Here is a 20,638-nt window from a genome sequence, read left to right on the forward strand (position 1 = left end):
AGCGTGTAAAAGAACGCAAGAAGACGCTCGGGAATTGCTCCCCGTAGCGTCTTTATTTTTGCGTTTTTGACTTGTTGAGGTATGGCGCAGATCGTGGAAGCGGATATAGCGTAGGTTGTCCGCTCGATTTCCATTTCCACCCTTGAGAATGGATTAATCCAAGCCTCGGTCATGCATGCGTTCCAGAATATTGCTGAGGGGATTCTGCCATTGACCTATAGGTCAGTCACTTTTTTCGTATTAACACGAACTCCTCCTTCTTTACGTTTTTCCGCATATTCAGCGGTTGCAGTAAAGAGTAAGTCCGAGGAAGAATTAAGCGCAGTTTCAAAAGAGTCCTGCAACACGCCGATGATGAAACCTACACCAACGACCTGAATGGCAACATCATTCGAAATGCCGAATATGCTGCACGCTAGAGGAATCAGTAAGAGCGACCCTCCAGCAACGCCTGAGGCCCCAGCAGCAGCTACGGCAGATAGGATACTAAGAATAAGTGCTGTGCCAAAATCCACTTCAATGCCGACTGTATGAACAGCAGCGAGAGTCAAGACGGAAATCGTAACCGCTGCACCCGCCATATTAATGGTAGCACCTAAGGGAATGGACACCGAATAGGTATCCTTATCAAGCTCCAATTGTTCACATAAGCTCATGTTGACTGGAATGTTTGCAGCAGAGCTGCGAGTAAAGAATGCCGTAATCCCACTTTCCTTCAGGCAATAAAGAACAAGCGGGTAAGGATTTCGGCGGATTTTCAGATATACAATCACTGGGTTAACAACAAGCGCTATAAATAACATACAACCAATAAGCACGAGAAGTAGTTTACCGTAATCAAGCAAGGATGAAAGTCCATTGGCTGTAATAGAATCATACACAAGTCCCATGATGCCCAGAGGCGCCAGGTTGATTACCCACTTAACGATATGGGATACCGCATCAGAAAAGTTAGTGAGCATTATTTTTGTACTATCATTGGCACCTTTTAGAGCTATACCAAGAAGGAGAGCCCAAGTCAGGATACCTATATAGTTGGCATTCATTAGGGCGTTTACTGGGTTGTCGACAACCTTAAACAGCAAGCTCTTCAGTACTTCTATAATCCCGTCAGGTGGAGATAGGTCGTCCGCACCCGTTACAAGTGACAAGCTCACCGGGAAGATAAAACTTGCAATAACTGCAGTTAGACCGGCCAAAAAAGTACTTAACCCATATAGAGCAATAATCGACTTCATATTCGTCTGGTGGCCCTTTTTATGCTGCGAGATAGCAGTCATCACTAAGAGCAGGACCAATACAGGCGCGATGGCCTTTAATGAGGATACAAACAAGGAACCGAAAATGGTGAAGCCTGTTGCATCAGGAAACGCTAAAGCCAGGATACTACCAATTATGATCCCCACAAATATTCGTTTTACTAGGCTTACTTGATTCCATTTGAGCAATAAAGCGTTCATGTATTCCCTCCGGTATCAATATGGAAATATAACTAAGCCCTACAGCTTTACTATGTTGATACATAGCCGCTTTACTATGTTAAGGCAATTATATTTAGGCTAGTTTAACACGGAAATAACCTTCTATGTAAGAGTGGGAGAAACTGTGCGTAATTTTTCACATAGAAGTGTAGACCATCCAGATACAGTAGGTTCCTATTAAAACAATAAAAGCCGGACTCATAGAAGGAGGGATCATGAGATGCAGCCGCGTGGGCACAACAGCTTTGGAGAGAAGGTTGAATTCAGATATTTCATTTGGAGCATTAATAATGCTTGTTAATGAACTTACCGGGCCCGTCCACCTGCATCGTCAATTGCACCAATTCCTCCAGAAGCTGCTCCTCCAGATTGATGATTTCACACATTCTTCTGTGAATCTTCACCCGCCCGGCCGGCTTATTGCCGGAACACATCACCTTGATCATGAATTGATTAATCAGATCCCACTGCTCTCCTGCATGACGGTAGCCCTCGGCGGCCCGGGAGAGTGCCGGAACAGAGGCCTCTTGGTTAAGCAGCTGCAGGAACTGGCTGAACCGGATCCGGCTGATGGGCAGGGCGTTCGCGTACAGCTTGAGGCGGGAACCGGCTTCGGCGGAGTTGTCAGCGGGAATTCCTGTATGCAGATAGGTATCGGCATAGATTCTGAGGTTAGCAGCAACCTCGCCGGGCTGAACCTGATGGGCTGGATTCGTCAGCATTTCATGAAGTGTTGTCTCCCAATCTGTGTAGGAACGCGAAGTATCACAGAGCTCAAAGGTAGCATAGAAATGGCAGGCTTGCTCAAGGATATTGAAATCTATTGCCTCAAGCTCTTTGCCATAGTAGGCATCCGTCAGATAGATGATGTTGCCGGGCCGATCCAGTCCAACCGCAAGGCAGGCATGGCTGGTATGCAGCCTGCGGAAGGCCACACACCAGGGGCAGTCATAGGAATCGAAGCCGACCAGCACTGGCATTCCCGAAGACAGTCTTCTCTCCAGAAGGTCAAGCATAAAGTCCTTCTCCATCGCCAGCCCCTTCCGTTCGATGTAATTGAACATAAGGCCATGGTATGCAGAGAGAGAGTCTGTACTGATCCGCGGCAGCGCTAGCCGCTCAATGAGCGGCTGATCCGGGGACTGCTGTTCTGCGAAGGACATCTGCCAGGCATTGCCGTACATACACTTGATGTCCTTGCCCTGCCACTGGGCAACAGACTGGATACAGTCATCTATACAGCTGCGCAGGGTAGGATAGGGCGTACTCTTAATGGGAGCAATGTTCAGCACTGCTCATCATCTCCTTCGCCGACACAAAGTGGCTCTGCAACCGGTTTCGATAAGAGGCAGGAGTCATACCGCTATATTCACGAAATAGCCGGTAGAAATATTTCATGTCGTAAATTCCGACCTCCAGGGCAATGGACTGTATCCCAAGCTCTGTGAACATCAGCAGGAGGCAGCTATATTTCATGCGGATTTCCTGGAGCATCTGGATATAGGACCTGCCGGTCTTAATTTTGAATAATCGCTGAAACTGGCGGGAGCTCACCGCAAACTGGCGGCTCATCTCCTTCAGTGTGATTTTCTCTCTGAAATGACTGATCATATACAGGATGACGTCATGCAGCGGATCATAGTCCATCCCGGGCTGCTGAGCGAACGGAATGGCGGCTGCGGGCAGTATGAGGTCTGCCAGTTCGAACAGCAACGGGTATAGCTGCTGTGGGTCCCCAAGGGAGCCGCAGCTCTGCATCTCATGCATACGGCGGAGTACTAAGGCCAGCTCCACGCTGCTCTCTCTATACCCGAACCATTGCTTCACCTCCAGAAGCTTCAGGAGCGGGAGCATCTCTTCTTCAGAAAAGGGTTCCGGCAGCCCGCTGAGCATCCTGCCAAGCTCAGGCCTGAGCATACAATTGTAGATGAGGAGCGGCTCTGCACCGGTCAGATCCTGCGGCTGAAAGACATGGGAAACCCCGGGTGGTATAACTAACAAATCTCCTTGCATAACCTGCATTTTATCCTCATCCGCTTGGTGGATGCCTTCCCCCTGAACCACATAGGCGAGCTCTACAAAATCGTGCTGATGACGTACGGAAGTGACCGTTTCCTGAGTCAGGAGCATTTGTACCGGCGAACAGGAGTCAAATAGATATTCCCCAGTAAAGACCGGAAAAACTTCCATAACACAAACCTCCGTTTCCTGCTTCCTTAAGATAGACTTCTGGAATCCATCCTAGTATATCTGAATATTTTGGCGTATTCAACCATATATTAACAATCTTTATTTTGGTATATTCATCCTATTAATTCCTAATTTGCATATTGAAAGGGGTATACACATGCAGCAAAAGGTTATTGAGATTATCGCGGAAATCAAGGAGGAGCCGGGCCTGCTTCAGACGCTGAGCGGAGCTTCCGATCTGACACTGGACGCCGCACTGGATTCGCTGCAAATCATCAACTTTATTCTGAGAATCGAAGACGAATTCGATGTCGAAGTAGACTTTGATACCTTTGATCTTGAGCATTTGAAATCGGTGGACCGCTTCTCCGCGTATGTCGAGGGGCTTGCTGTACGATGAAGAACGCTGTACATTGCGGCAGCCTGGAGTCGGAGCGATACTGGCGGGAGGAAGATCTGGCTGCTCTGCCATCCGTTCCTGATGCGAAGGCTCTGGCTATCGTGCAGGCCATGGATGAACTGCTGTTTGTCTTCTGCGGGAGCGGAGATATTCTATTAACCCGTCATGGGATGAACAAGGCTCAATATGATTATCTGCAATCTCTCGATTATTCGTTCAAGACCAATATGAATCCGTTAACCCTGGCCGTGGAGGCATCTGGCACAGCACAGAACGTACTGAATACAATGAATGCAATGAATGTATTCGAACTGCTGGGCAGGCTGAACCCCGGGCAGGAGCCGGACAGGTTAATACCGGAAGGAGCATGGCTTGAGCCCTTTGCCGTGCTTCCCGGAACGCATGAGGCGGTTAAGCGGTATAAGCTTCAGCCCGTTCTCCCGGATGAACAGACTGTGCGCAGAGTGAACACCAAAACCTACTCTGCTGCTATGCGGGACAGGCTGCTGCTGCCGAATATCGCTCTTGTCGTTGATAGCGTGGAAGAGCTGCTGCAATCCGGACAAGCGCTGCTGGAGAAGGGGGCTTTGCTGATCAAGGATGAGTATGGTGTATCCGGCAAAGGCAATCAGCTCGTGGACTCGGAGCGGATCTTGCGCCGGATTGCCGGGTACCTGGAATCCAGCCGGAACCAGGACAAACGAATAAAGTTTGTGCTCGAACCGCTGCTGGACCGGGAGACCGACTTCTCCTGCCAATTTCACATTGACCCGGAAGGCCGGATCTCGATATTGTCCGTTCAGCAGCTGGTCAACCATGGCTTTGCCTTCGGAGAGTCTCATTCTCCGGAGCCGGCTCTGCTCGAAAGGCTGGACCGGGAGGACTATTGGGAGATCATGCACAGCATTGGGCGTGAGCTGTATGCAGACGGTTATTTCGGTGATGTATGCGTGGACTCCATGCTGCTGCGTGACGGAAGCCTCGCCCCTCTGGTCGAGATCAATGCCCGGAAGTCGATGAGTCTGATCAAGCATAATGTAGACCGCCAGCTCAAGCAGGAGGGAATGCATACCTGCCTGTTACAGGTGCCGCTGGCAACCATGGGCGAGGTTCATTATGCAGATCTGCTGGGGCGGCTTGAGCGGGAAGGCATATTATTTTCGCGGGGAGCGGGGGAAGGAGTGATTCCTTTGGCTTCGGGCACACTTCAGCCTCCTGACCCGTCCCGGTCTGCCGGTTCCACTAAGGGCAAGCTGTATGCAGCACTCGCTTACCGGGATGAAGACAGCAAGCACAGACTCACCCGCAAGCTGGACGAATCGCTTCTGCGCTCGGGCTACACTATACTGCGATAAAGAAAGGGACCCTCCAATGAATAACACCGTGACGATTCTATGCTCTGGTTTCGGTCTGGGCTTCTATGTCCCCGGCCTGCTTCTGGAACGGAGACTTACCGCACTTGGCATCCAGGCGGAGATTGAGGTATTTGAAACACTCATGTCCGACAGCAAAAAACAGCAGACAGACAACAGCCGCAAAGCGTACCAGCAGAGCTTCGCCGTCGCCTTGACCTCGCAGAAAATACCGGGAGATATCCGGGGCAGCCTGGATGCTGCGGCCGTGGAACATTTATTACAGCAATGGAAGCAGCAAGAACGGCAGCGCTTCATTGTATTATCCGGGCACTGGGTTCATGTCATGGACCGGTACCGTGAACTGGCCGGCTTTCCTGTGGAGGCTGACCTGCTCTATATTGACGCCGATCTTTCGCCGTCATGGAAGAACCTCCGCAGGCTGAACCCCGGTTACGCGGAAGGCTACCGCGAAGTAAGCATGTATGATCCCGCAAAATGCGAAATTCTGTGCAGCATAGATGCCGGACTCGCGGAAGCACTGCCCGCTTCGGCCAGGAACGGGAGACTGGTTGTTCACGGCGGCGGCTGGGGAATTGGCACCTTCCGCGAGAAGTTTGATAGCCTGGAGTCGGCAGGGTATGAACTGGATATTGCCGCGTACAGTACTCAGGAGATTGGAGAGGCCGTTCATGGTAGACGTTATTATATGAACGATCCGGAGTGGCGGACCTGGAAGCGTGACAGCAGCGGGCAGTATACCTTCCCGCCTTTTGCCGGGGTAACTGTCAGCCAGGCAGACCACTTTCCGCCCTGCCATAACTACGAGGACGGGATGTATGGCGTCATCCGGCAGGCATCCGCAGTCATCAGCAAGCCGGGAGGCGGCGCCCTGATTGATTCCCTGGCTTCGGGCACTCCGCTGGTGCTGCTGGACCCCTTCGGACCGCATGAGAAGATTAACAGCGATCTGTGGGTAGAGCTTGGGTACGGCATCCGTTACGGGGAGTGGGCCGAGATGGGCTTTGAGCGTGAGGCGCTGCGGAAGCTGGCGGACAACCTCCAGTCAGTCAGGGGCCGTTATCCGGATTATGCGGCAAGCTATGCGGAGCAGCTATCCGCAGCAGAAGGGAGAAGCTAATGCAGCCTACCAGTAGAGTGAGCCTGGACGCCAAGTCCTTTGAGGCTCTGAAACGTACGATTAAGAATGTCGTGGTCCCGCACAGGGAACGCAAGCATGATCCCGGCTTCCGGACGGTGATGCCGGAGATTATGTCGCTGAAGCTGACCAACCGCTGTAATCTCCGCTGCAAGCATTGCTACCAGTGGAATGAATCCGGCTATCATCATGATATGGACACTGCCGAGCAGAATCTCGATATGGATGTGGAGATGATCCGGAGGCTGCTCGAGGAGACGGATGAAGCGCAGTCCCGCCTGTATTTATGGGGCGGCGAGCCGCTGTTTCACCGGAATACCAAGCAGATTCTGGAGCTCCTGCAAGAGCATCCCCGGGACACCACGATCTGTACCAATGCCTATCTGATTCCTAAGTATGAAGAGGAGCTGTGTGCAATCTCTGACAACCTGGAGCTGCTGATTCCGATCGAGGGGTTCGAGGAGGAGCATGATTTGCTGCGCGGCAAAGGCTCCTTTCAGAAGGTGATCGACAGCGTCGAACGGCTGCTCGAGCTGCGCAGGCAAGGCCGCTTCCGCGGCCGGATCTCTGTGCACAATGTAATTAATGACAATATGATCGGCCGATTGTATGAGCTGGTGGAGTTTTTTGAGCACAAGGGCGTCGACCTGGTACTGCTCTGCTTCCCGTGGTATATCTCTGCGGACACGAGCCTTGAAATGGACCGCTTCTACGATGAACACTTCCAGTGGCTGGCGGAGCTTCCGCCGGATCACCGGAGCAGCTGGCATGCCTTCAAATACCATATCAAGCCGGAGAATGTCACCAGGCTGACCGAAGACCTGAAACGGATCAACAGCAACACTTGGCAGAATACCCGAATACGTTACCAGCCGGGGCTCGACTTTGATGAAATTGAGGATTTTGTGGCCGGCAAGCCTATGCTCTCCCGCAGTACGTCGAAATGTCTGGCGCTCAGTACTAGGGTGGATATTGCTCCGAACGGGATGGTGAGTGCGTGCAAATTTTTTGGCGAGCTGGCCATTGGCAATGTGAAGGAGCAACCGCTGACGGAAATATGGAATTCAGCCCGCTATGACAGGCTGCGGCGGATTCTGGATGAAGGCTTGTCGCCGGCCTGCTCCAAATGCAATGTGCTGTACCTGAACACTTATGCTGCCCTGACACATGTATGAAGAACGGGTGTGATTCACCTGCCTATAGGCTCGGTATCCTGGGTGCCTCGAATATTGCTGTACCTGCCATGCTGGAGCCTGCGCGGGTTGTGGAGAAGGTGCGGATAGCCGCAATTGCCAACCGGACACGGGAAAAGGCAGTGACTCTGGCGGATGCTTACCAGATTCCTTATGTGGCGGGCAGTCTGGAGGAGCTGCTGGAGCTTGGTGATCTGGATGGGGTATATATTGCACTCAGCAATGACCTTCATGCAGAATGGGCAGTCCGGGCATTGGAGGCGGGGAAGCATGTATTGGTAGAGAAGCCGATATGCTTACATCCCGAAGAAGCTGAACGATTGCAGCTGGTACGGGAAAGCTCCGCCTCCCCGAAGCTCGCCGAAGGTCTGATGATAGCCTTCCACCCCTGGCAGCAGGCTTTGAAATCCATAGTCGATTCCGGGCAATTCGGTCCGCTCCACAGGATCAGTACTAGAATATCCGTACCTGCCAGGGACAGATATGCCGGGAATTACCGCAGTGTTAAGGCGAAAGGCGGCGGCGCTTTTGCCGATCTGGGCTGCTATTGGCTGCAGTTTCTGCAGACCCTTGTTGGTCTTCAGCCCAGAGAGATCCGGGCGCAGTCGGCTTTTGACGGGCCGGAGGGCTGTGATTGGACCTTTCAGGCGGCGCTGCAATATACGAACGGTCTGGAAGCCGAGTGCCTCACTTCCTTCGAGCTGCCTTTCCGGGCTTCGCATACGCTGTATTTCGAACATACGGTGCTGACGGTCCCGGATTTCTTCCGGCCGGTCAAAGGCTTCTACAAAATCAAAATACGGCATGACCGGCCGGACAACCGCAGCACCCTGTGCGAATTCGAGCCGATGAACTATTATGTGAACCAGCTTGAAGCTTTCACGGAGATAATGAGCGGCCAAAGGGCAGAAAGGCTGGAGGATACGTGGGAACGCGTACACCTTCAATCCCTGATCATGGCCGAGGCGCAGCAGCGCCGGGTCTGTCTATGAAGCAATCTTCCAATAACCCAAACGTCAAAACAGCGATTCCCCATCAACGGAGAGTCGCTGTTTGTTGTTAACGGTCCTGCAAGGAAGGGGGCTGCTCTAACCAGGAGCGCTCGTTGTTGATCACATAAATCCCCAGCGCCTGCTCGAAGGTAAGGCCATGATTATAGAAAGCCAGCACCTTCGCGGCGAAGCGCATACTCTTATCTGCTCCGGGCGACTGCAGCAGCTCTGCAGCGAGCTTACGGAAGTCCTTCGGCTTAGCTTCTGCAGCATCAACGGCATCCAGCAGTCCCTTGTGGCTTGGAAAGAGCATGCGGTTATAAGCCAGGATCATTCGCCCGCTGAAGAAGACCAGGTTGCTGGCTGTGTGAGCGAGCAGGTAGGCGTCGTTCTTACGGGCCGCTTCTTTGGCGAAATAGAAAGCGTACAGGAAGATCTGGGCGCAATAGTCCCGCAGATTGCGTTCCCGGCTCTCTTCAGGGTAGAGCGCAATTCGGGCGACCAGTTCACCCAGCTCCGGGATTCTGGAGAATAGAACGCTTGAACCGGTAAAAGCATACCTTGTCGGCTCGTTGCCCCGCCCCGCGGCAAGCTCCAGGAACCGGAGGTTGATCACCTTGATATCGGCGTATCCGCCTTCATAGGTACTGACTTCCCGGTCCACGTAGGACAGTCTATTCTTCCGGTCATACTCTGTGTAGGCTTCATCGGTGAATACCAGGTGAACATCCACATCCGAGGTCTCCTTGGCGGTTCCCTGGGCTACTGAACCACTGGTGATTACCGCCAGGCAGGAAGGATCCTTCTCCTGCTTCTCCACCAGCTTCGCCAGCGTCTGTCTATGGTGCGCATACATCTTCTTTCATCCTCCCTTAACGTGCTCCTGCACATTAAGCGTAACCATTAGACGGCTCACCAGCTATGGTCAATTCAGACATTTAGGGTTCAATTCCATAAATCAGCTGGCCTTGATGATAGATCGTGATGCGGTCATTCGCGGCGTAGCTGATGATGGCGGGCTGGAATGAGTAGTCATTGGCCTGATTGAGATTCGACCAATTCGAGTTGTGAATGCGAAACTGGATATCTCCGGTTGTGCCGGAAGCGGCGAGTGAGCCTGCACTTGCCGTAAACCCGATCTCCGCATAAGTATCCGCACCTGTCCGCGGTGTAGCCAAGGGGACGATTTGCGTCAGCAGGTTTTCTTTGCCGATGACTGCATAATCCAATTCCAGGGTCTGTGCAGCGCTTCCATCTCGATTGTACCAATAACGTATTGTAAGCTCATTCAGCGGAATAGAGGTACCGGACTCGTTCTTCAGCTGCAGGCTCGCCCGGATTGAGCCCACGGCTGTCCCCGTCTCACCGGCACGGTAGAGCAGGCTTGCTTGAGGGTCGCCCTGCCCGGGTCCTTCCCCAGGTCCACCTGGATCACCAATAGGGGTGAAGGTGACCGGTTTCATAATAAGGTCCAGCATAGCCTGCTTCGGCGCATTCCAGGAGGTCCAATCATCCAGCAGCAGCCCGCCGGTATCTCCGCTGTTCGGATTAAGACTCCAGTACGTCCAGTAGAGATTATTCTGGCCGATGTAGCTTACAAGCGCATTCTGCCATTTCCCTTCCACTGAGAGAGTATCCACGCTGCGTCCGCCGAATTCCCCTGCAAGGATGGGAGCGATTTGTTCCTTGCTGATGTATCCCCAGGTATCGTCCCACAGCTTCGGCAGATTATTGGGGAAGTCGGCAGCACTGAACCAGGTCTGTGGGGAAACGCCGGGACCATAATCATGCGGGGAATAGACCACCCGGTCCGGTACAGTAAGCGTGACAGGGTAATTACGCACGCCTGTCAGATTTCCTCCCCACCAATAGCTGCTGGAGTTGCCCTGAACGTTGGTCTCAATGCCTTCGACAATAATGAGCCAGTTCGGATTCGCGGCGAGAATCGCATTGCCTGCCCGTTGACTGGCCAGCCGCCAGTCTGTGGACAGATTACCTGTTCCCCAGCTTGCCGTACCATGCGGTTCGTTATGCAGATCGGCTCCAATGACGGTAGGGTTACCCGCGTAGCGCTGGGCCAGCATCACCCAGTCACTGATCCAGCGGGTTTCGGGATAGGCCGCAGTGTACCACAGCGTCGATTGTCCACCGGAGTCCGGCCGGTGCCGGTCCAGGAAAATCCGGATGCCGCGCTGCCCGGCTTTCTCAATCAGTTTATCCATAATCTGCACCGGCGTAAGACCGGCCAGATCAGGATTCTTGGCATAATCGATACTATTGGCTGCAGAGCCTGAATCGAACATCTGGTTGCAGTAGGGCAGCCGGATCAGGTTATAGCCTTCCGTCTTGATCTGGTTGAGTACATCATCCATGGAACGGGACCACAGCCCATGCGGAGAGTAGTTCGCAGTTTCGAAGCCGAACCAGTTGAGGCCGTTGAATACGGCCGGATTCCCGGCGGAATCCACGATTGAGTTGCCTGAGGTGTGGTAATAGCCTGTTGCACCCTCAGCCTGCACTTCATGACCCGGATACGCATAAGCACTTGCCAGCATTACCAAAGCTACAAACCATACACTGAGTTTCCGTAACCCAAACGACATTCATTTTCCTCCTCTTAGTGGTTTCAGTGAGGTCAGACTGTATAGCATACGATCAAGATGTTAACGTATTCGTCTGAATAAGGATGAATTATGAATAATTGGAAACATTATGTTAATGTGAGTGCGATTGGAATATGGTGATATAGAAAAGCACAGGGCAGCTCTACGGCTGCCCTGTGCTGATTGCAGTTTGGGGAGAAGAAGCTATTCTTCCAGCCTCCAGATATGTTTGTCTGCCCGGAACGGCAGACAAGAACATGCACCGAAAATTCCGATTGCAAGGAATAGCAAAGCTGCTCCGGAGCCTTTGCCTGTTCCGACCAGTGCAACCCACAGGCTGCCTAGCGGCTGTACTGCCATAAAGGGTTCAAACACCCTGTCTACCAGAACACCCCCGCACAGATATCCCAAAGGAATGGTGAAAAACTGTAAGGTATTCCTTGCCGAATAGACACGTCCCTGCATCTCAATAGGAATTGTGGAGCGGAACAGCACATCCATATTTGCGTTCATAACAGGAATGAATATCCATCCGAGGATTGCACCCAAACACCACATAGGCGTGCTTCTGCCAAAGGCAAGGAAGAAATTCTCGGTGCTCATGGAAAAAAGCAGGCAATTACAAATGACTCGAACCCGGCTTCTGGGCGGCGGCAGGATAGCAACCGAAATACTCCCAATCATCAGGGCTATCCCTGTAACGGTGTTGACCATCCCCAGCGCCAGCTCTCCGCCACCCGTCCGTGAGAGCATCATTGCGGGCAGGGCAGCATTGAAAATGGAGGCGGTGAAATTGATCAAGGCCAAAAAAAGGATCAAATCCAGAATTCCCCGGTTATCCCTGAGATACCGCAGGCCGCTTGAAGCTGATTGCAATAAGGTCTCGCTATCGGTGCTGCTCCGCTGTGGAACCTGCGGGATATGGACACAGCATAGCAATACCGTGAACGCTGTGGCAAAGGTAATCAGATCAAACAGGATCACAACCCGGATACTGGTAAAGGAAAGTATTGAAGTGGCAAGTATAGGCGTCAATATGGTAACCAGCGAATTGGAAAAGGACCGCATTCCGCTAACCTTCTGGTAGTGTTGCTGCGGAGCCAGCAGGCTGATGGCTACATCCGACGCCGGCTGCTGTACAGTGTTCATCACGCCAGTCAAGGTATTGATCAGATACAGATGCCAGATCTGGAGTTTACCCATTGTCATCAGTATAAGGACCGTAACGGTACAAAGTGCCGCAAAGCTGTCACTGATCAGCATCGTAGCCTTCTTGTTCCACCGGTCGCTCAGTGCACCTGCGAAGATACTCAGCAGGACATAAGGTGCGTAGGAACAGATAACCAACAGAGCGCTGGTCAGAGCCGATCCATGCTGCTGATAAGACCAGATCACCAGGGCAAAGGCGGTCATTGCACTGCCCAGTGCCGAGAATGACTGTGTAATCCATAAAATCAGGAAAGTACGAAGCTCCCTGAGGTTCATTTTGAATTTTGTTATCATGACTCTGCTCCTCTTTCAATGAATTCTTAACGATTCAATGAAAGTGCAAAGCCGAACGGACGAACTCAATCCGCTCCGTGCAGTTTCGTCCGGTTCAGACTTTGCACGGAGCGTTGTCACTGCATATTCTCATATTCATTCTCCTTCTTGAAGCCTGAAGTTGAATTCACCCCAAAGTAAATTCTTCTTTATTTTACCATATGGAATCGGGGAAATAACTATACAATTGCCAATTTTAAGGGTAAGTATGTTTCTCACGGGGTTATGATATAATTTGGTTTAGTTTTACTACTACTAAGGATAAAGATTTGTCCTGATAAGCATAGAGAGGTTATTAACATGACGAATAATTTCTGGCGTGAATTACCACGCCCCTTTTTTATACTTGCACCTATGGAGGATGTGACGGATGTTGTGTTTCGTCATGTCGTCAGTGAAGCGGGCAGACCGGATGTGTTCTTCACGGAGTTTGCGAATTCAGAGAGCTATTGTCACCCGGAGGGGCATCATGCGGTGCGCGGGCGTCTGACGTATACAGAGGATGAACAGCCGATTGTCGCTCATATCTGGGGGGATAAGCCGGAATACTTCCGCCAGATGAGCATCGGCATGGCCGAGGAAGGCTTCAAGGGCATCGATATTAACATGGGTTGTCCTGTAGCCAATGTAGCCGAGAACGGGAAGGGAAGCGGCCTGATCTGCCGTCCCGAGCTCGCAGCGGAGATTATCCAGGCGGCCAAAGCCGGAGGACTGCCCGTCAGTGTGAAGACCAGGCTCGGGTTCACTGACCTGGGCGAATGGCGCGGCTGGTTAACCCATATCCTGCAGCAGGACATTGTCAATCTGTCGATTCATCTGCGCACCAGGGAGGAAATGAGCAAGGTGGATGCCCACTGGGAGCTGATTCCGGAGATTAAGAAGCTTCGTGATGAGATCGCACCGCATACCCTGCTGACGATTAACGGGGATATCCCCGACCGGCAGACCGGCCTGAGGCTCGCGGAAGAGTACGGTGTGGACGGGATTATGATCGGGCGCGGGATTTTTCAGAATCCGTTTGCGTTCGAGCAGGAGCCGAAGGAACATAGCAGTGAGGAATTGCTTGATCTGCTGCGGCTGCATCTGGATCTCTATGATGAATATTCGGGGCAGAAGCCACGTTCATTCAGCCCGCTGCAGCGATTCTTCAAGATTTATGTCCGCGGCTTCCGCGGGGCAAGTGAATTAAGAAATAACTTAATGAACACCAAGTCTACCAGTGAAGTGCGTGCGCTGCTGGATGAGTTTGCGAGTAAGGAACAGGATGGGACGGAGGGACTTGGGGATTAAGCTGCTACGTATCCAAGCCTTAATTCTTAAATAGTTAAATGATCGAGTCAGAGCTGTAGCAGCTCTGGCTCTTTTTGCTTTTTCACAGAATTGTCTGTTTTTATCACATAAGTGAGCCGACTTAGCGTTAAAAATATCCAAATATTTAAGGAAAATTTAAAGGAACAAGCAGCTTTATGTCGAAACCTTAGTCTTAGCTAACTATGAAAGGACGGATATCTATTAATACTATGAGATTAATAAAAAAGACATTGATGTTGCTCCTTTGTATGCTCATTCTATCAGGAGGACTCACTAATTTTCAAATGATGGGGGTTATATCCGCAACGGCTTCATCAACGGTGACTTTTAACGCGACTGAAACTAACGCAGGCGTGTGGGACGACGGCATTGCTGAGGATGGCGATGGAGGTTCGTTTAATATTCCTAACCTTACTTTACAATTTTTTAATATCAGCGATACTAACGGTACATTAATTTCAAAGACATTAGTACATGGAGATTCGTATGCGGGTGACTTTTTCGATGCACTTTCAAGCTATGATATGGACCTAACTAATAATGGCTGGAAGGGAATGGGGATAAGGTCAGCAGACGGAGCAGAGTTTCAGATCAATGATTTCCTTTATGCAAATTATGGTGAGGCGGTTCCGATTACAATTGACGTGGTTGGATACCGCGACGGAATTATAGTTGCAAACGCTTCATTTCAAACAGATGAGATGATGGATGGATTTGTATCCAAGAATGTCTCACTGAATGAAGATTTTGATAACGTAGACACAGTCTATCTGTATTCAAGTGCGCCAAGCTGGCACGGGATAAATAATATTGTGATTGACGACGCAGTTGTCCCTTTGCCAATCACCGACTTTGCAAGCACAGCGAAGACAAGCACGAGCGCAACGTTTGACTGGACGGCAGCAAGTGGAGCGACAGGTGTAATCATTCAGCAGTCTCCTGCGGGAGCGAATAGCTGGACCACAGCGACGACGGGAGCCATTGCAGCGAATGCTGGAACAGCAACCGTGACGGGATTAAGTCCGGCAATGAGCTACGACTTCCGGCTGGTGGTGACAGGCGGAGCGAACGCGGGGAACTCAAACACGGCAAATGCAACAACTGACGCAGCGCCAATTACCGACTTTGCAAGCACAGCGAAGACAAGCACGAGCGCAACGTTTGACTGGACGGCAGCAAGCGGAGCGACAGGTGTGATCATTCAGCAGTCGCCAGCCGGAGCGAATACCTGGACCACAGCGACGACGGGTGCCATTGCAGCGAATGCTGGAACAGCGACCGTGACGGGATTAAGTCCGGCAATGAGCTACGACTTCCGGCTGGTGGTGACAGGCGGGGCGAGCGCGGGGAACTCGAACACGGTAAATGCAACAACTGACGCAGCGCCAATTACCGACTTTGCAAGCACAGCGAAGACAAGCACGAGTGCAACGTTTGACTGGACGGCAGCAAGTGGAGCGACAAGTGTAATCATTCAGCAGTCGCCAGCCGGAGCAAATACCTGGGCCACAGCGACGACGGGTGCCATTGCAGCGAATGCTGGAACAGCGACCGTGACGGGACTCACCATAGCAACGGACTATGACTTCCGATTGGTAGTCACAGGCGGAGCGAACGCGGGCAACTCGAACACAGCAAGTGTGACAACTGACGCCGAACCAATCACCGACTTTGCAAGCACAGCGAAGACAAGCACGAGCGCAACGTTTGGCTGGACGGCAGCAAGCGGAGCAACAGGTGTAATCATTCAGCAGTCGCCAGCCGGAGCGAATACCTGGACAACAGCGACGACGGGAGCCATTGCAGCGAATGCTGGAACAGCGACCGTGACGGGATTAAGTCCGGCAATGAGCTACGACTTCCGGCTGGTGGTGACAGGCGGGGCGAACGCGGGGAACTCGAATACGGTAAATGCAACGACTGACGCAGCGCCAATCACCGACTTTGCAAGCACAGCGAAGACAAGCACGAGCGCAACGTTTGGCTGGACGGAAGCAAGCGGAGCAACAGGTGTAATCATTCAGCAGTCGCCTGCGGGAGCGAATAGCTGGACCACAGCGACGACGGGAGTCATTGCAGCGAATGCTGGAACAGCAACTGTGACGGGACTCACCATAGCAACGGACTATGACTTCCGATTGGTAGTCACAGGCGGAGCGAACGCGGGGAACTCGAACACGGTAAGTGTGACAACTGACGCCGAACCAATCACCGACTTTGCAAGCACAGCGAAGACAAGCACGAGCGCAACGTTTGGCTGGACGGAAGCAAGCGGAGCAACAGGTGTAATCATTCAGCAGTCGCCTGCGGGAGCGAATAGCTGGACCACAGCGACGACGGGAGTCATTGCAGCGAATGCTGGAACAGCAACTGTGACGGGACTCACCATAGCAACGGACTATGACTTCCGATTGGTAGTCACAGGCGGAGCGAACGCGGGGAACTCGAACACGGTAAGTGTGACAACTGACGCCGAACCAATCACCGACTTTGCAAGCACAGCGAAGACAAGCACGAGCGCAACGTTTGGCTGGACGGCAGCAAGCGGAGCGACAGGTGTAATCATTCAGCAGTCGCCAGCCGGAGCGAATACCTGGACCACAGCGACGACGGGAGCCATTGCAGCGAGTGCTGGAACAGCGACCGTGACAGGACTCACCGCAGCAACGGACTATGAATTCCGACTGGTAGTCACCGGCGGAGCGAACGCGGGCAACTCGAACATAGCAAATGTGACAACTGATGCCGAACCAATCACCGACTTTGCAAGCACAGCGAAGACAAGCACGAGCGCAACGTTCGGCTGGACAGCAGCAAGCGGAGCGACAGGTGTTGTCATTCAGCAGTCGCCAGCCGGAGCGAATACCTGGACCACAGCGACGACGGGTGCCATTGCAGCGAATGCTGGAACAGCGACCGTGACGGGATTAAGCCCGGCAATGAGCTATGACTTCCGGCTGGTGGTGACAGGCGGGGCGAGCGCGGGGAACTCGAACACGGTAAATGCAACAACTGACGCAGCGCCAATTACAGACTTTGCAAGCACAGCGAAGACAAGCACGAGTGCAACGTTTGACTGGACGGCAGCAAGTGGAGCGACAAGTGTGATCATTCAGCAGTCTCCTGCGGGAGCGAATAGCTGGACCACAGCGACGACGGGAGCCATTGCAGCGAATGCTGGAACAGCGACCGTGACGGGATTAAGTCCGGCAATGAGCTACGACTTCCGGCTGGTGGTGACAGGCGGGGCGAACGCGGGGAACTCGAATACGGTAAGTGAGACAACTGACGCCGAACCAATTACCGACTTTGCAAGCACAGCGAAGACAAGCACGAGTGCAACGTTTGGCTGGACGGCAGCAAGCGGAGCGACAGGTGTGATCATTCAGCAGTCGCCAGCCGGAGCAAATACCTGGGCCACAGCGACGACGGGAGCCATTGCAGCGAATGCTGGAACAGCAACCGTGACGGGACTCACCATAGCAACGGACTATGACTTCCGATTGGTAGTCACAGGCGGAGCGAACGCGGGCAACTCGAACACAGCAAGTGTGACAACTGACGCCGAACCAATCACCGACTTTGCAAGCACAGCGAAGACAAGCACGAGCGCAACGTTCGGCTGGACGGCAGCAAGCGGAGCGACAGGTGTTGTCATTCAGCAGTCGCCTGCAGGAGCGAATAGCTGGACCACAGCGACGACGGGTGCCATTGCAGCGAATGCTGGAACAGCGACCGTGACGGGATTAAGTCCGGCAATGAGCTATGATTTCCGGCTGGTGGTGACAGGCGGGGCGAACGCGGGCAACTCGAACACAGCAAGTGTGACAACTGATGCCGAACCAATCACCGACTTTGCAAGCACAGCGAAGACAAGCACGAGTGCAACGTTTGGCTGGACGGCAGCAAGCGGAGCGACAGGTGTGATCATTCAGCAGTCGCCAGCCGGAGCGAATACCTGGACCACAGCGACGACGGGAGCCATTGCAGCGAGTGCTGGAACAGCGACCGTGACAGGACTCACCGCAGCAACGGACTATGACTTCCGGCTGGTGGTGACAGGCGGGGCGAACGCGGGGAACTCGAATACGGTAAGTGAGACAACTGACGCCGAACCAATTACCAACTTTGCAAGCACAGCGAAGACGAGCACGAGCGCAACGTTCGGCTGGACGGCAGCAAGCGGAGCAACAGGTGTAATCATTCAGCAGTCGCCAGCCGGAGCGAATACCTGGACCACAGCGACGACGGGTGCCATTGCAGCGAATGCTGGAACAGCGACCGTGACGGGATTAAGCCCGGCAATGAGTTATGACTTCCGGCTGGTGGTGACAGGCGGGGCGAACGCGGGGAACTCGAACACAGCAAGTGTGACAACTGACGCCGAACCAATTACCGACTTTGCAAGCACAGCGAAGACAAGCACGAGCGCAACGTTTGACTGGACGGCAGCAAGCGGAGCGACAAGTGTTGTCATTCAGCAGTCGCCTGCGGGAGCGAATAGCTGGACCACAGCGACGACGGGAGCCATTGCAGCGAATGCTGGAACAGCAACTGTGACGGGATTAAGTCCGGCAATGAGTTACGACTTCCGGCTGGTGGTGACAGGCGGAGCGAACGCGGGAAGTTCGAACACGGTAAGTGTAACTTCAGCTACGGTTCCAGCAGCCCCGGCGAATGTTTCAGCAACTGCTGGAAACGGGCAGGCCGTGATTAGCTTTACAGCCCCAACCGATAATGGTGGAATGGCAATTACAGGATACGAAGTGACAGCTTCACCAGGAAACGTAGTTATGGGCGGAACTGCAAGTCCGGTTACAATGACAGGCTTAACGAATGGAATAAGTTATACATTTACGGTGAAGGCGATTAATGGAGCGGGCAGCAGTGTATCCTCTGGTGCATCTAATGCTGTTATCCCAATGGCACCTCCAGAACCTGTAACTATACCAACACCGGCACCAACACCGGCACCAACACCGGCACCAACACCGGCACCAACACCGGCACCAACACCGGCACCAACACCGGCACCAACACCGGCACCAACACCACAGGCCGGAACAGGCGTTGATGTTCTCGTTAATGGTAAGGTGGAAAATGCGGGAACGGCAACAACAAGCAACCGGGATGATCAAACGGTGACAACAGTTGCCATTGACCAGAAAAAGTTGGACGACAAGCTTGCCTCTGAAGGCCAAAATGCGATTGTAACCATTCCAGTTAATGCGAAGTCCGATATAGTCGTTGGTGAACTGAATGGTCAAATGGTTAAAAATATGGAAAATAAACAGGCTGTATTAGAGATGAAAACGGATCGGGCAACGTACGTCCTGCCAGCACAGCAAATTAATATTGACTCGATCTCCAATCAATTTGGTAAGGCAGTTGCCTTGCAGGATATCACCATTCAGATTGAAATTGCTGTGCCGACAGCAGAAAGTATGAAAAAAGTAGCGGATGCGGCGGCAAATGGATCGTTTACTTTGGTAGCACCACCCATTGATTTTACAGTGAGAGCAACAAGTTCTGGTACAACCGTTGAAGTATCTAAATTTAATGTTTATGTAGAACGCACTATCGCTATTCCGGAAGGGATTGATCCTAACAAGATTACGACAGGAGTTGTAATTGAACCGGACGGAACAGTTCGTCATGTACCCACTAAGATAGTTACAAGCGACGGTAAATATTACGCCAAGGTAAACAGCTTGACGAATAGTACCTATTCGATTGTCTGGCATCCGCTTGAATTTAGTGATGTCTCGGACCACTGGGCAAAAGCTGCTGTCAACGATATGGGGTCAAGAATGGTGATTGAGGGCACAGCAAACAGCATGTTCAATCCTGAACAGGATGTTACACGTGCTGAATTTGCAGCGATCATCGTTCGTGGATTGGGGCTCAAGTTGGAGAATGGTGTGAGTGCCTTCTCGGACGTGAAGGCTGCAGATTGGTTCAACAATGCTATAAATACAGCTAAGACGTATCACTTGATCGACGGGTTTGAAGATGGAACCTTCCGTCCGAACGACAACATTACCCGTGAACAGGCGATGGTGATTATCGCCAAAGCGATGATGATCACGAATCTAAAAGCGAAGCTATCTAATCCATCCGTAGAAGCAGCACTTCTTCCTTATGCTGATACGGCGGAGGTTTCCAATTGGGCACGGAGCAGTATTGCTGACACCATACAGGCTGGCATTGTCTCGGGAAGAAGCAGCACAGAGGTTGCACCGAAAGACTACATGACTAGAGCTGAGGTGGCAGCGATTGTGGAGCGGCTTCTTCAGGAGTCGGGATTAATTTAGTATCCTTTCAAAAGCGGGGGTAATCCTTTGATGTCCTAAGAGACATAAACGGATTACCCTTTTCTTTTGGTGGGAAAAATAACGTGGAATATAAGGGGATC

At 52.3% G+C, this 20,638-nt stretch carries 13 protein-coding genes; 7 read left to right on the forward strand and 6 right to left on the reverse strand.

The annotated features are described in order from the left end of the window. Window positions 1-215: 215 nt before the first annotated feature. The 3 genes from sstT to R50912_RS03510 all read right to left on the reverse strand — a co-directional run bounded on the left by sstT (window position 216) and on the right by R50912_RS03510 (window position 3,671). Window positions 216-1,460: a serine/threonine transporter SstT gene (sstT, locus tag R50912_RS03500; RefSeq protein ID WP_042232477.1), complete on the reverse strand. Its 1,245-nt coding sequence runs from the start codon at window positions 1,458-1,460 to the stop codon at window positions 216-218. A 305-nt stretch (window positions 1,461-1,765) separates the two neighbouring features. Continuing rightward, the gene (locus R50912_RS03505; RefSeq protein ID WP_042232479.1) at window positions 1,766-2,773 is read right to left on the reverse strand and encodes a hypothetical protein; all 1,008 of its coding nucleotides are present in this window, start codon (window positions 2,771-2,773) and stop codon (window positions 1,766-1,768) included. Next, on the reverse strand, window positions 2,751-3,671 hold the full coding sequence (locus R50912_RS03510; protein ID WP_042232481.1) for an AraC family transcriptional regulator: 921 nt from the start codon (window positions 3,669-3,671) through the stop codon (window positions 2,751-2,753). The genes R50912_RS03505 and R50912_RS03510 overlap by 23 nt, the downstream gene beginning before the upstream one ends. Before the next feature lie 157 nt (window positions 3,672-3,828). Here R50912_RS03510 and R50912_RS03515 point away from each other — a divergent pair, with 157 nt between their 5' ends. From R50912_RS03515 to R50912_RS03535, 5 genes are read left to right on the forward strand one after another with little or no spacing between them, the layout of a single operon-like run. Then, window positions 3,829-4,071: an acyl carrier protein gene (locus R50912_RS03515; protein ID WP_042232482.1), complete on the forward strand. Its 243-nt coding sequence runs from the start codon at window positions 3,829-3,831 to the stop codon at window positions 4,069-4,071. Then, entirely contained in the window at window positions 4,068-5,426 is a 1,359-nt protein-coding gene (locus R50912_RS03520; protein WP_042232484.1) for an ATP-grasp domain-containing protein, read from the forward strand. Before R50912_RS03515 ends, R50912_RS03520 begins: the two co-directional genes overlap by 4 nt. A 16-nt stretch (window positions 5,427-5,442) precedes the next feature. Further along, the gene (locus R50912_RS03525; RefSeq protein WP_042232486.1) at window positions 5,443-6,564 is read left to right on the forward strand and encodes a glycosyltransferase family protein; all 1,122 of its coding nucleotides are present in this window, start codon (window positions 5,443-5,445) and stop codon (window positions 6,562-6,564) included. Further along, a complete protein-coding gene (locus R50912_RS03530) occupies window positions 6,564-7,757 on the forward strand; it encodes a radical SAM/SPASM domain-containing protein (RefSeq protein ID WP_042232487.1) in 1,194 nt (397 codons plus the stop codon). The genes R50912_RS03525 and R50912_RS03530 overlap by 1 nt, the downstream gene beginning before the upstream one ends. Next, window positions 7,754-8,767, forward strand: a complete 1,014-nt coding sequence (locus R50912_RS03535) for a Gfo/Idh/MocA family protein (RefSeq protein WP_042232489.1) — start codon at window positions 7,754-7,756, stop codon at window positions 8,765-8,767. Before R50912_RS03530 ends, R50912_RS03535 begins: the two co-directional genes overlap by 4 nt. A gap of 67 nt (window positions 8,768-8,834) precedes the next feature. Here the strand turns inward: R50912_RS03535 and R50912_RS03540 are convergent, their stop codons facing one another. From R50912_RS03540 to R50912_RS03550, 3 genes are all read right to left on the reverse strand, one after another. Further along, window positions 8,835-9,623: a nucleotidyltransferase domain-containing protein gene (locus tag R50912_RS03540; RefSeq protein WP_042232491.1), complete on the reverse strand. Its 789-nt coding sequence runs from the start codon at window positions 9,621-9,623 to the stop codon at window positions 8,835-8,837. Between the two features lie 82 nt (window positions 9,624-9,705). Beyond that, window positions 9,706-11,370, reverse strand: coding sequence for a cellulase family glycosylhydrolase (locus R50912_RS03545; protein ID WP_081956362.1), 1,665 nt, complete (start codon window positions 11,368-11,370; stop codon window positions 9,706-9,708). Window positions 11,371-11,574: 204 nt separating this feature from the next. Continuing rightward, window positions 11,575-12,873: an MFS transporter gene (locus R50912_RS03550; protein WP_042232493.1), complete on the reverse strand. Its 1,299-nt coding sequence runs from the start codon at window positions 12,871-12,873 to the stop codon at window positions 11,575-11,577. Between the two features lie 339 nt (window positions 12,874-13,212). On the opposite strand from R50912_RS03550, the gene R50912_RS03555 reads away from it, so the two are divergent. Both R50912_RS03555 and R50912_RS35790 read left to right on the forward strand, forming a co-directional pair. Beyond that, complete coding sequence (locus R50912_RS03555) at window positions 13,213-14,202, forward strand: tRNA dihydrouridine synthase (RefSeq protein ID WP_042232496.1); 990 nt, start codon at window positions 13,213-13,215, stop codon at window positions 14,200-14,202. Window positions 14,203-14,507: 305 nt separating this feature from the next. After that, complete coding sequence (locus R50912_RS35790; RefSeq protein WP_052415962.1) at window positions 14,508-20,537, forward strand: fibronectin type III domain-containing protein; 6,030 nt, start codon at window positions 14,508-14,510, stop codon at window positions 20,535-20,537. The last annotated feature ends 101 nt before the right edge of the window (window positions 20,538-20,638 follow it).

The sequence above is a fragment of the Paenibacillus sp. FSL R5-0912 genome, assembly GCF_000758605.1.
Lineage (GTDB): Bacteria > Bacillota > Bacilli > Paenibacillales > Paenibacillaceae > Paenibacillus_AQ.